A 12,527-nucleotide genomic window follows, 5' to 3' on the forward strand; every position below is an offset into this window, starting at 1 on the left:
TGAATAAGGTTATCTTTTCTCATGTATATAGTATAGCATAAATACCCGATAAATACTATTATCAACAGGAATATCAACCATACACATAGTACGAGGGACAATTCATCTCCCCATTGAAATGGGGAGGATTCTTGCCTTTACATCCTAAAGAAGGGTTTTGACAGAGCTCCGCGAATTTTATAAGCTTGGTTATTCACGATAAAAGGATGACGTTAATGAAAACATGGCTCTTTAGACGCTTTCAGAATTTTGATATTCCCCAGCCCGTTCTTCTGCTGGCACTCGGTGGTTTTGTTCAATCCGCGGGTAACTCTTTAATGTGGCCCCTAAATAGTCTTTTTATGCATAATATCCTTGGCCGTTCGCTAACCGAAGCAGGCACGCTTATGTCCGGGCAGGCTTTACTCATGCTTCTCGGCCAGTTTATCAGCGGCTTTATCGCTGATCGTTTTGGCGCGCGCCGCGTCATGCTCTTTGGTCTTGTTGGCGCCATCTTATCGGTAGGGCTCATTGGGATTTTCCCGGTTTGGGCGGTCTATGCCCCTGGACTTTTAGGTTTCGGCCTTTCCGTCGCTTTTATCTTTGTCCCACTCAATGCTCTCGTTAATCTGCTTTGGCCTGAGGGAGGACGACGTGGCTTCAATCTTCTCTACGTGTTTAATAATGCAGGTGTTGCCATTGGCACGGCCTTAGGCGGAATCGTCGCGAATTACTCGTTCCGCTTGGTTTTTCTCTTTAACGCCCTGGCCTTCTTTCTCTATTTAATCCTCGTTCTTGTAGGGATTCCCAAGCAAACTTCCTCTACCAAGACCACAAAAACAACAATCCGCCCGAGTTTAGAATGTCCCCGTCAACCCCTGATCCACGATCCAAGCTTTGCGATCCTTCTTCCGCTCGGCGGCGGGATCCTGATGGTCTGGGCTGCCTATATCCAGCTTACCACAGTCTTACCGATCATCATGACTCAACTCGGTTTTTCCTTACCTCAATACAGTATCCTGTGGACCCTAAATGGGCTCTTTATCGTCACCCTACAACCCATTATTCATTGGACGATCAAACATTGGGCTCACAGCTTTTCACGCCAATTTTACCTGGCCTGTCTGTTAATTGGATTCTCGTTTGTCATCTTTCTGGCCCAACTTCCCTATTATTCCTATCTTCTCGCCTTCTTCGTGCTAACGCTCGGAGAAATGTTCATCCTCCCCGCAGTCCCTGCAGCCGCTGCTCAAATTGCTCCCGAAGGAAAATCCGCGACATATCAAGGGATTGCCGCCGGGGCCTCCTCTGGAGGACGGGTATTAGGACCCCTTTTTGGGGGCATTGTGTTTGACCATTGGGGCGGACGGATGAACTGGATGCTGGCCTTAAGTTTTATTGGGATATCCCTTCTCGCCTTTTTCCTTTACCAACGCGCTGAGCGAAGCTTTAGCGTACTTGACCCTTAAACTTGAGCGAATGATAATATAAGAAAAGCATAGACTATACTCAGCGTGCAAAGGAAGGAACCATTATGTCTAATTACCCAATCATTGCCTATAACTTTTGTCCACAATGTGGTAAGCCCTTAGTTCGTGCCGAAATCGCGAAACAAACTTACTCTCATTGTCCAGACTGCTCGTTTGTTCATTGGGGAGAATTCTCTCTAGGTGTCGGGGGTATTGTTTGGCACGAAGATAAAGTTCTTCTCGTTCGAAGAGCCCAGAACCCCGGCAAGGGAAACTGGACTATTCCCGGCGGATTTGTGGATCAAAGGGAACGCATTGCCGAAGCCATCGTCCGTGAGCTTCAGGAAGAAACCGGACTTGAAACTGAACCTGTTTCGCTGATTGCCCTGCGTGACCGGCCAGGGAATAAACACGACCTGTATATGATTTTTCTTCTTCGCTATATCGGCGGAGAATTACAACCTGAACTCGAAGAAGTGAGCGATATTGGCTTCTTCACGATCGAAGAATGTCGAGCCCTCCCGATCGCTCATCTCAGTCTTAGTGTGATTGAAGCATCCCAAACCCAGATTAGTGGGTTTATTCCGAAAAATGGAGTTCAATTAATCGGAGAAAAATCTGTCCTCTATCAAGCCTCCACCCCCATAAACTTGCATAATTAATCGTATAATAAATTAGGTTATTAAGTCTTCGTCTTAGGCGATGGCTTTTTTGGTGTTGTTAAAAAAGGGAGGCTATCCATTGGAAAGTAGGCAAGAGAAAATCAAAGCGTTTCTGTTGCAAGCAAAAAAAAATCTGATTCAAGCCGCGAGCTTCCTGAATACCCAGGTTGTGAAGCCTTTCGGGAAATCATGTCTGACTTGGCTCAAGCGAGGTACCCATCGCATCCATTCCTCCCAGTTTTGGCGAAAGCCAAAGTTCTGGAAAGGATTTTCGTTAAGTGTCCTCCTTCTCTGCCTCCTCAGTGCAGGATCCTTTACATTCTGGATGATGTCCTTGGATGTCAGCAAGCTCCAAAGCCCACTCGCCCAACCCACCTATATCTATGATCAGACTGGAAATAAAGTCTCCGAGCTGTCCTCCTCCAAAATTGATCCAGTACCGATTGCCAAGATTCCGCAGACGATGCGTAAGGCAATCATCGACACTGAGGATCGACGTTTCTATGAACACAAGGGAGTCGATGTTTGGTCTATCCTACGGGCTTTGGCGCACGATTTACGGTCAGGTGGTTTTTCCGAAGGAGGAAGTACAATTACCCAACAGTTGGCCAAAAATCTCTTTCTGCCCTCAGATAAAACCTTAGGTCGGAAATTCAAAGAGGCAGCTTATGCCTTCAAAATCGAGCTGACCTTAAGCAAGGACCAAATTCTTGAAGAATACCTCAATCAAATTTATTTTGGGGAAGGCCAGTGGGGGATTCAGAACGCTGCTCGTTACTATTTCGGGAAAAACACAGAAGACTTAAACTTGGAAGAGTCTTCCCTGCTCGCAGGACTACCTAAAGCCCCGAGCCTTTATTCTCCTTTAAAAAGTAAGGATAAAGCACTTGAGCGTCGCAACCTGGTTCTTTCGTTAATGAAAGATCAAAACGATATTACAGCCGCTGAATATCAAAGGGCCCGCTCTGCTCCGATTTCGCTCCGCAAAGGAGCCCTGAATGATCTCTCCGGAAAATTTGCGCCCTATGTTGATTATGTCATTGAGGAAGCCATCTCACGCTATGGTTTTACCGAAGATCAACTACTGACTGGTGGGCTGCAAATTTACACGGAAATGGATCCGAAGGTCCAACAAGCAGCCGAGACGGTCTATCAGGATAACCAGTACTTTCCTCAAGGGAAATCGGATCAAAGCATTCAAAGTGGGATGGCTATTCTAGATCAACATACTGGAGGGATTCGTGGACTCGTCGGCTACCGTGGCGAAAGCGCATTCCGTTCCTTTAACCATGCAACTCAGCTCAAGCGTCAACCAGGTTCCTCGATTAAACCCTTAGCTGTATACGGTCCAGCTTTGGAAAAGGGATATTCGCCGAGCTCGATGCTCTATGACGGACCACTCAACATTGAGGGCTACAGCCCTCAGGACTATGACTATCAGACACGGGGACAAGTGACTTTGGAAGAAGCCTTGCAAAATTCCTGGAACATCCCTGCGGTGTGGCTTTTGAATGAGATCGGTTTGGATACAGGACTATCCTTTGCTCAAAAGGCAGGCCTTCCCTTAACGAAAGAAGACCGAACCTTGAGTCTCGCGCTCGGTGGAATATCCAGCGGAGTCTCCCCCTTACAAATGGCGCAAGCTTACGGTACGTTCGCCAACCTCGGAACGATGAATAAAGCCTATGCGATTACGAAGATCACTTCCGATAACGGCTACGTCTTCGCCCAAGTGAAACCCGAGTCTATCCAGGTAACCAGTCCGCAAAATGCCTATACCATGACTAAGCTTTTAGAGAACGTCGTGGATAATGGGACAGGCAAGAACGCCTCCTTTGGACGGCCTACCGCAGGTAAAACGGGTTCTGTTGAACTTCCCCACACCCAGGAATTTTCGGGAATCACAAAGGGTTCCAAAGATGTCTGGTTCGTCGGGTATACCCCTGAGCTTACTGCAGCCGTCTGGATGGGGTATGATAAAACCGACCGCAACCATTACCTCACAACTTCTGGAGGTGCTGGACCAGCCGTTGTATTTCATGAAGTACTTTCCCGGGCCCTAAAGAATACTCCTGTAGCAAACTTTGAAGTCCCGCAAGGTTACCAAGATCCTTGGCAGCCCAATCCGTTTGACATCTTCGGAAATCAGAAGAACAACGGAAACAGTAATAATGGACAAAATCCCGCTGAAACGCCCTCTCAGAATCTGAAGGATAAGATTTTTCAACGCTTCGGGCTTGACCCCAATACCTTCAATTCTTGGTTTAATCCAGTACAAGATCTTCAGGGGAATTCGCCGAAGGGTAAAGGAAAGAAAAAGGATTAAATGAGAATTTAGAGTCTCCAGGATACTGCTTTAAAGAAAACTTGGCTTACGCCAAGCCTCTGGCGCAGGCGGAAGCCTTAGTTGCACTTATACTATCTGCCCTAAACTTATACTTTCTGTTAGTATAAAGAAAACTTGGCTTGCGCCAAGCCTCTGGCGTAGGCGGAAGCCTTAGTTGCACTTATGCTATCTGCCCAAAACTTATACTTTCTGTTAGTATAAAGAAAACCCGGCTTTCGCCGAGCTTTGCGATATAGAAGACTTGGTCAGCGCCAAAGCGGTGGCCTTAGTCGCCTTATCCTGCCGAACTTAACCGCATTCATCGTAGGAAAGCGAAAGCCGTTGGTTGCACTTATGCTATCTGCCAAAAATTTACACCTTCTGTTAGTAACAAAAAAACCGATGTTCCTTCTGCTCAGGAACATCGGTTCATTTTCGAAATACACTTTTCAGTTCGACAAACTGGTAATTGGAGCAGGAATTCTGCCTCCACGCCGCACAAATTGGCGCGCCGAAAATGGATTAATTTTAATCACAGGAGCCCCACCGAGCAGGCCTCCAAACTCGACGCGATCTCCCGCCTTCTTCCCAATCGCCGGGATAACTCGAACCGCCGTCGTTTTCTTGTTGATCATGCCGATTGCCGCCTCATCGGCAATAATCCCGGCAATCGTCTCAGCCTCCACATCCCCAGGAATCGCGATCATATCGAGTCCCACGGAGCAGACACAGGTCATCGCTTCCAGCTTTTCAATGCTCAAGGCACCCGTTTCTACGGCATAGGCCATTCCCGCATCTTCAGAGACAGGGATGAACGCCCCACTTAACCCTCCGACATGGGAAGAAGCCATCGCTCCTCCTTTTTTTACCGCATCATTCAGAAGGGCTAAAGCCGCTGTTGTCCCATGTGCTCCGCAGCGTTCCAAACCCATATTTTCCAGGATCTCAGCCACACTGTCGCCAATCGCGGGAGTAGGTGCTAAGGATAAATCCACAATCCCGAACGGAACATTTAGAGCTTTCGAAGCTTCTCGTCCGATGAGTTCCCCTGCCCGTGTGATCTTAAAGGCGGTTCGCTTAATAAGATTAGCCAGTCCTCCCAGATCAGCCTCCGGATTTCTTTTCACTATTTCAGCCACAACGCCAGGTCCACTCACTCCGACATTAATAACTACTTCTGGTTCTCCCACCCCATGAAATGCGCCGGCCATAAATGGATTATCTTCCGGGGCATTACAAAAAACGACAAGTTTGGCGGCACCAATTCCATCCTGAGCGGCTGTGAGCCGAGCGCTCGCCAAAACAACTTCGCCCATTTTTAAAACGGCATCCATGTTGATTCCCGCTTTAGTTGACCCAATATTCACTGAGGAACACACATACTCCGTCTCCGCAAGTGCCTGCGGAATCGCCTCGATCAGCGCTTCGTCACCCCGCGTGAACCCCTTTTGAACAAGTGCCGAAAATCCCCCGAGGAAGTTGATCCCTACCGTTTTTGCTGCCCGATCCAGCGCTTTAGCAAGCCGAACCATTTCCTCCGGCTTAAAATTTGATCCCAAAAGAGCCATCGGAGTCACGGAAACTCGCTTATTAACAATCGGGATCCCATATCGTGCCACGAGCTCTTCCCCAACCCTGACTAAGTTCTCAGCCTGATGTGTAATTTTGTCATAGATCTTTTGCTCAACCACTTTGACGTCATCCCCCGCACAATCCAACAAGGAAATCCCCATCGTAATCGTCCGGATATCTAAATTCTCCTGCTCAACCATTTCTAACGTTTGCATAATCTCCTGGGGTGATATATTAAGAGCCATTCCTGTTCTCTCCTCTTCTATTTAATCTCCTTAGATCCGGTGCATGAAAGCAAAAACATCCTCATGCTGAGCTGTAACTTTGAGCCCGCGTTCTTCCCCTTCTTCGCTCAGCGTTTTTGAAAATTCCCCGAGGGAAATTGAGGACTGACTCATATCTACCACCATAATCATGGTAAAAAAGTCCTGTAAAATTGTCTGGCTGATATCTAGGACATTAACTGAGTATTCCGCTAAGCGACCAGTCACCCAGGCGATAATTCCGATTTGATCCTTTCCTAACACAGTGACGATAACCCGATTGGTTTTTTCTTTCTTTACGCTGCTACTCATTTTCTACGACTCCCCCATCTTCGATATTTTCCATAATTCTAGTCTCTCGATGCTCTTCATACTCTCAAATAAGCGAAAAGAGTCTCATCCCTAAGGATTTGACTCTGGAAAAGTTCAGGGATGTTTCAAGAACATTCACGTTAGAATTTTTATCACTCTCTGTCCTTTTGCCTGAGAGATTATAGCGTCGCGCTACTTGCCCCTTCGGCGTCCTTTCCGGAACTCTCCAGAGTCCTGTCCGCTTCCAGTTCCACTTCTTACAAAGTACCTGAGAGTATTACTCCTTCGGTGGGCAACCTGCCACTCTCCTGCCAAGCATCATCCAGTTATTTCACTATTAAATTAAGGTTTATTACTTTTTCGTTCTTAGTCTTTAGAAAAAGAACTTGGCTTCCAGCCGCTTCGCTTATTATCCCGTCTCCCGCGATCCTTGCCATAGCCTCCTCGGTCATTCCGTCCCCGATCATTTCTTCCAGATCCTCTTTGATCAAAAGGTCCTTTGTAGGCACTCTTGCCCCGGAATGGGGCTGCATCCGTTAAGTGCACTTCGACAGAATCGGGTTCCTTAGTTAACATCTTAAGAGCAGCCGCTAAGAGCGGTACCGAGTCATTTTCTTCCAGCAGATCCTTCGCTAACCCCTGATATGGACTGAGGTCCTCCTCAGCAACCACGCGCAGTAGCTTCTCCATCGTGATCCGTTGCTGCCCTTCGATCGCTTCGACTAGGGTCGGAACAGGCTTGCGGATCATCTTCCGTCTCGTCAGCTGTTCAATCATGCGCAATTGCCCAATTTCACGTGAAGTAACAAAGGTTACAGCTAATCCAGTTTTGCCAGCACGTCCCGTACGGCCGACCCGGTGGACATAGCTCTCAGGATCTTGAGGAATATCAAAATTATAAACATGGGTTACTCCAGAAATATCCAACCCACGTGCAGCCACATCAGTAGCTACTAGAACTTCGATTGTCCCTTCTTTAAACTGGCGCAACACGCTGTCTCTCTTGCTCTGCGTCAAATCGCCATGAATTCCTTCGGCTGAATAGCCCCGCTTACTTAACCCTTCAGACAGTTCATCCACCCGACGCTTCGTTCGACCAAACACAATCGCTAACTCAGGAGATTGCATATCCAAGAGTCGGCAAAGCACATCAAACTTCTGTTTTTCCTGCACTTCCAGGTATTGTTGCTCAATATTTGCAACCGTAACTTCCTTGGATTTGATACTGATGAGTTCCGGTTCCTTCATAAAGCGCTGGGCAAGATTTTGAATGCTCTTCGGCATCGTAGCTGAGAAAAGCAATGTCTGACGATCCTCTGGTACTTCTTTTAAGATCGCCTGGATATCTTCGACAAAGCCCATATTGAGCATTTCATCAGCCTCGTCTAAGATAACCATCTTGATCTGATCGAGGCGGATAGTTCTCCGTCTCATATGATCCATCAAACGACCTGGAGTCGCTACAATAATCTGCGGTCTTTTCTTCAGAGCCCTTATCTGCCGATCCATATCTTGCCCTCCATAGATCGGCAAGGTCTGAATTCCTTTAAATTGCCCAATCTTATTGAGTTCTTCGGCATCCTGTACGGCTAATTCACGCGTTGGCGTAAGGATAATTCCCTGGATTTGCTCCGACCCTTCCTGTATTCTTTCCACTAGGGGTATCCCAAAGGCTGCTGTCTTACCCGTACCCGTTTGCGCCTGCCCGATCAGATCTTTTCCTGCCATAGCCTTGGGAATGGTCTGCTCCTGAATCGGAGTTGCTTCTTCAAAACCCATATTTCCTACGGATTGAATCACGCGTTCACTCAAACCTAATTCGCTAAATAAAGTCATACTATTCTATCTCCCTGTAATTATATATTTACACGCTTTAGTTTTGCCTATCAATTGAAATCTAAAACGGGTATCCCCCAAAAAACTTATTCCATATATTATAACCCTTTCCTATTATCCTTTACTTTTAATTAGAACACAACCTGTTTAATCCTGTTTAATACAATAACTCCACACCACTTGAAATAATTATCGTGATGCGGAGTTGATTTTCGAAATTACACTCCAATACTTTCACTTCGTGTAATCCGTATAATCTGGTTCAAACCACTTTACACCTATGCTCTTACTTCCGGTTTTATCCGCCTCATTGCGTTGAATGTCTTGTTCAAAGAGAGGATATGCATTCAATAAGATCGTATACTTCCCCGGATCCTTCACATAAAAAGTCAGTCCCCGGATATCCGCTAAAGTTGGCACGGACCCACCTAACACGGGGTCCTCGATTTTGGTCAAATTAATATAGAACTTCCCCTCTGACTGATAGATCGAATAAGCAATATGATGATTGACACGAGCATATTCGAGCAAATGCTCTGTCCGTGAGACTAAGATTTTCCCATCATCTTGGTAACTTTTAAGCAATTGAAGTGCCTGCACATCTTTTTCGTTAAAAACTAAGGAATCATAACCTTTGCCCAAATGCTGCGTCACAATTGAATATTTCCCTTTTTGAAACACTTCATCTAAATGCTGTTTGTTAAGCTGGCGGGGCAATTCATGCGTCTCCCAGGTCCAAAGCTTCTTGCCTTTGACCTCATCATTTGTATATCGGTAAAAACCCCAGACCTGTTTACCATCACGAAGTTTAAGTGGATAAAGAGGATCTTCATAGCTAAACTGACTCATCCCAATTGAGTTCCAAACAAACTTAATCCCATTATTCAAGGTAAGATCTGTATGATAATAAGGTGATTTAGGATCATCACCCGCTTGATATTGAAAAAGGCCCTTAGGGTTGTACGCTCCGAAATTCTGGACATTTGTTACGGTCCCGTGATTGATCCACACTTTGGGCATAAAGCCGCTCGTCTTCATCTCTTGCCATGCAACCTCAGCCAAATTTCGCGTGAATAATCTCTGTTGATCATTCCGGCTGAAATCCCCAAACGTATGCAGGGAATCTATCCACCCGACTTTAAAATAGTGGATAATTTTATCAGCGTCTTTTATGGTCTTCGGATCCATCCCCTGGAAATACGACATTGAGTAGTCTAAATGATGTCCCTCTTTATCCAATTGATCGGAATAATTATCAACGTTATACATCCAAGCCGAGTCAGCAATATCTAACCCCAACCCCTTCCCGTAAGGGGTTTCTTCCTTAGTATTTAAAAAACGATGGTAACCTTCGAATTCCGCAACTGAAGTTGAATCAATATCTGACGAAATCGCTAGCATACCCTCATAAGGGAAGGGAAATTTTCTTACCTTAGGGCTCTGATCTTGAACAGGGGTCATCGCTGCGAGTGAAACTTGCTGTGCTTGTATTTCCGGAAGGCTAGATTGTTCGCTGACAGCCTTATTTCTTGCCCCATGATTACGTATCAATAATATTAAAACGATACTCATCACGAGAATGAAAAGGAAATAACTTATTCTTCGTTTTGTTTTGTTCCTCATGGGTTACACCTTTTTCTAAACGTTTTCATAAGATTCGCAGGAACATCATTGCTAATCTAGTGTAGTTGTCCTTTAGGGAATAATCAATACCTAATTAGCAATCGAAGGTGTGATTTTTAAGCTCTTGTCGCTGTCAAAAAATCCAACGCATACTGGACATAAAGAGCTGTACCGACTTCTAAAGCATCTTCATCCACCGTATAGTGAGGATTATGTTGAGGAAAGATAGCTCCTTTAACTTTATTTCTTACGCCTACAAGGGCGAATACTCCTGGGACACAGTTCATAAATTCAGAGAAATCTTCACCCGCCGTAACCCTTAAATCAAACGGCTGAGCTCCAATTTTCTGAACAGCTTGGGTAGCTAGCTTCGAGGCTTCAGGATCATTGATGATAGGAGCAGAACCCCATTGATACTCCAGTGCGGCTTTGGCCCGATAAGCTTGCGCTGTGTTCTCAATAATGCGCGTTATGATATCAGGGAGTTTTTTCCGGATTTCTGGGTTAAAGGTTCGGGTCGTTCCCTTCAGTATGCCCTCACTCGCTAGAACATTATTTCCCGACCCCGCATTTAGGGATCCAATACTCACCACCACGGTTTCGAGCGGACTCACTTCTCGGCTCACGATGGACTGCAAATTCATAACGATGGCTGAGGAAACCAGGACTGCATCAACACCTTGCTGAGGTGCCGACCCATGACCCCCTTTTCCTTGCACACGGATAGTAAAAAAATCAGCAGATGCCATCCTGGGTCCTTCCTGAACACAAACCTGTCCCGTTTCTAGATCACTCCAAACATGCTCACCAAAAACCCCATCGACCCCTTCAAGCACGCCTGCTGCAATCATCTTTTTCGCTCCGCTCGCCACTTCTTCAGCGGGCTGAAAAAGTAATTTTACCGTACCTTGAAGCTGATTCTTCATCTCACTTAACAATTTACCTGCACCTAAAAGCATCGCCATATGACAGTCGTGCCCGCAGGCATGCATTAGCCCTTGGTTTTTTGATCTGAACTCGACCTCATTCTGTTCCGTGACTGGGAGGCCATCTATATCTGCTCTTAAGGCAATCGTTTTACCGGATTTATTTCCTTGAATCGTCGCCACGACCCCCATACCATCAACACTACGATAAGGAATCTTTAATTGGGCAAGCTCTCTCTGAATTCTTTGCGAGGTTTGAACTTCCTGAAGACTCAATTCCGGATACTGATGAAATTCCCTTCTTAATTCTATAACATAGTCTTTTTGGTCATGGACTAATGTGCGAATATCCACCGTCTTATACCTCCTGACGCGTGATTAACCCTGTCCAGATCAATCACGCAATCCTCTTTTTGCTTTAGGTCTATTACACCACATGAGGGGAAAGGTTCCTAGTTTGATTTAGCCCTTCAGCATAATTAAGTGACCTATATCACATACTTTCCTCGAAAAGAAGGTTAGAATAGATTTATGAAGTAGTATCGAAGGGAGTCGATCGACAATGGTGAATATCATGAAAAATATCGAATTTTCGCAAGCACTCCATCTTAAGGAATTGATTTCTTATCAAAAAGGACAAGTTCTTAGTATGACGATTGCCCAAATCCCCGCTGCCAACATCACCTTATTCTCACTTGATGAAGGAGAAGGAATCAGTACCCATACCACTTCCGGTGATGCAATGGTTCAAGTCCTCGATGGAGAAGCGGAAATCACGATCGGTGATAAAACGCTGACCGTTAAAGAAGGCGAGACCGTCATTATGCCCTCTGACATCCCTCATGCTCTCGAAGCCCGCAAGGCCTTCAAAATGTTGCTAACCGTAATTAAGGGCTGAAACAGGGGGACAGGTTCTTCGTTTCGTGAACGAAAACCTGTCCCTTTCTGTCCCTTTAATTACGCAAAGCCCTATTCCTTAAAAACTGATTTCAGATTGAGCGAGAAATCAGGAAAAACACGGACTGCAATTTGATCGTCCTCTGAATATACCTCAGGTCTTCCATACCTCGTATTATTCTGAAGTATGAAAACGCTCACAATTTTCCCTTCTGGTTCTACAATCCAATACTCTTTTACCCCGGCTTTTTCATACATATTGAACTTGTAGAGCCTATCCACTTTACTGGAAGACGGGGATGTAATTTCAATCACCATCGTAGGAATTCCGTAATAACCTGTTCCTCTTAGCCCTTCATTGTTGCAGACAATCGCGAGATCAGGTTGTACTACACATCGTGTTTGTTCATCCGTTTCATTCGCTTCGGGAAGCCTCAAGTCAAAGGGAGAGGCAAACACTCGACAAGGATTATCTACTAGATAGTTTGAGATTTGTCGATAGAGCTCGCCCGATATGCTCTGATGCTGCCATGTAGGCGCAGCATGCATATAAGGAACTCCCTCAATAATTTCCCATCGCTCATCTTCAGGCCAAGTAAGATAATCTGTATACGTATATTTTTTATCTGATTGTGGTATCGGCATTTGAATCAACTCCTTCA

General features: G+C 45.7%; 10 protein-coding genes and 1 riboswitch. Of the genes, 4 read left to right on the forward strand and 6 right to left on the reverse strand.

Annotation, left to right across the window (positions count from 1 at the left end; all coding sequences use genetic code 11):
- Positions 1-215: 215 nt before the first annotated feature.
- From VM640_RS12495 to VM640_RS12505, 3 genes are all read left to right on the forward strand, one after another.
- Entirely contained in the window at positions 216-1,448 is a 1,233-nt protein-coding gene (locus VM640_RS12495; RefSeq protein ID WP_325392700.1) for an MFS transporter, read from the forward strand.
- A gap of 65 nt (positions 1,449-1,513) precedes the next feature.
- On the forward strand, positions 1,514-2,110 hold the full coding sequence (locus VM640_RS12500) for an NUDIX hydrolase (RefSeq protein ID WP_325392702.1): 597 nt from the start codon (positions 1,514-1,516) through the stop codon (positions 2,108-2,110).
- 193 nt (positions 2,111-2,303) lie between these two features.
- Positions 2,304-4,436: a transglycosylase domain-containing protein gene (locus tag VM640_RS12505; protein ID WP_325392768.1), complete on the forward strand. Its 2,133-nt coding sequence runs from the start codon at positions 2,304-2,306 to the stop codon at positions 4,434-4,436.
- Between the two features lie 449 nt (positions 4,437-4,885).
- On the opposite strand, the gene VM640_RS12510 is transcribed toward VM640_RS12505, so the two are convergent.
- The 5 genes from VM640_RS12510 to VM640_RS12530 form a co-directional block, all read right to left on the reverse strand.
- Positions 4,886-6,253: a PFL family protein gene (locus VM640_RS12510; RefSeq protein WP_325392704.1), complete on the reverse strand. Its 1,368-nt coding sequence runs from the start codon at positions 6,251-6,253 to the stop codon at positions 4,886-4,888.
- 30 nt (positions 6,254-6,283) lie between these two features.
- A complete protein-coding gene (locus VM640_RS12515) occupies positions 6,284-6,583 on the reverse strand; it encodes an ACT domain-containing protein (protein ID WP_325392706.1) in 300 nt (99 codons plus the stop codon).
- Between the two features lie 149 nt (positions 6,584-6,732).
- Positions 6,733-6,823, reverse strand: a riboswitch (glycine riboswitch).
- A 126-nt stretch (positions 6,824-6,949) separates the two neighbouring features.
- Positions 6,950-8,419: a degradosome RNA helicase CshA gene (cshA, locus tag VM640_RS12520; protein ID WP_325392708.1), complete on the reverse strand. Its 1,470-nt coding sequence runs from the start codon at positions 8,417-8,419 to the stop codon at positions 6,950-6,952.
- A 234-nt stretch (positions 8,420-8,653) separates the two neighbouring features.
- Positions 8,654-9,991, reverse strand: a complete 1,338-nt coding sequence (locus tag VM640_RS12525) for a hypothetical protein (protein ID WP_325392710.1) — start codon at positions 9,989-9,991, stop codon at positions 8,654-8,656.
- Between the two features lie 167 nt (positions 9,992-10,158).
- A complete protein-coding gene (locus VM640_RS12530; protein ID WP_325392712.1) occupies positions 10,159-11,322 on the reverse strand; it encodes a M20 family metallopeptidase in 1,164 nt (387 codons plus the stop codon).
- A gap of 208 nt (positions 11,323-11,530) precedes the next feature.
- On the opposite strand from VM640_RS12530, the gene VM640_RS12535 reads away from it, so the two are divergent.
- Positions 11,531-11,866 (forward strand): cupin domain-containing protein, encoded by a 336-nt coding sequence (locus tag VM640_RS12535; protein ID WP_325392714.1) that lies wholly within the window; start codon positions 11,531-11,533, stop codon positions 11,864-11,866.
- Between the two features lie 71 nt (positions 11,867-11,937).
- Here VM640_RS12535 and VM640_RS12540 read toward each other — a convergent pair whose 3' ends face one another.
- Positions 11,938-12,510: a Uma2 family endonuclease gene (locus tag VM640_RS12540; RefSeq protein ID WP_325392716.1), complete on the reverse strand. Its 573-nt coding sequence runs from the start codon at positions 12,508-12,510 to the stop codon at positions 11,938-11,940.
- Positions 12,511-12,527: the final 17 nt, after the last annotated feature.

The organism is Desulfitobacterium sp., assembly GCF_035539115.1.
Taxonomy (GTDB): Bacteria; Bacillota; Desulfitobacteriia; order Desulfitobacteriales; family Desulfitobacteriaceae; genus Desulfitobacterium_A.

What these genes read in the sequence shown, in the direction of transcription:
- VM640_RS12495 (WP_325392700.1), top strand. Translation starts at nt 216, where the DNA reads ATGAAAACATGGCTCTTTAGACGCTTTCAGAATTTTGATATTCCCCAG.
- VM640_RS12500 (WP_325392702.1), top strand. Translation starts at nt 1,514, where the DNA reads ATGTCTAATTACCCAATCATTGCCTATAACTTTTGTCCACAATGTGGT.
- VM640_RS12510 (WP_325392704.1), bottom strand. Translation starts at nt 6,253, where the DNA reads ATGGCTCTTAATATATCACCCCAGGAGATTATGCAAACGTTAGAAATG.
- VM640_RS12515 (WP_325392706.1), bottom strand. Translation starts at nt 6,583, where the DNA reads ATGAGTAGCAGCGTAAAGAAAGAAAAAACCAATCGGGTTATCGTCACT.
- cshA (WP_325392708.1), bottom strand. Translation starts at nt 8,419, where the DNA reads ATGACTTTATTTAGCGAATTAGGTTTGAGTGAACGCGTGATTCAATCC.
- VM640_RS12525 (WP_325392710.1), bottom strand. Translation starts at nt 9,991, where the DNA reads ATGAGTATCGTTTTAATATTATTGATACGTAATCATGGGGCAAGAAAT.
- VM640_RS12535 (WP_325392714.1), top strand. Translation starts at nt 11,531, where the DNA reads ATGGTGAATATCATGAAAAATATCGAATTTTCGCAAGCACTCCATCTT.
- VM640_RS12540 (WP_325392716.1), bottom strand. Translation starts at nt 12,510, where the DNA reads ATGCCGATACCACAATCAGATAAAAAATATACGTATACAGATTATCTT.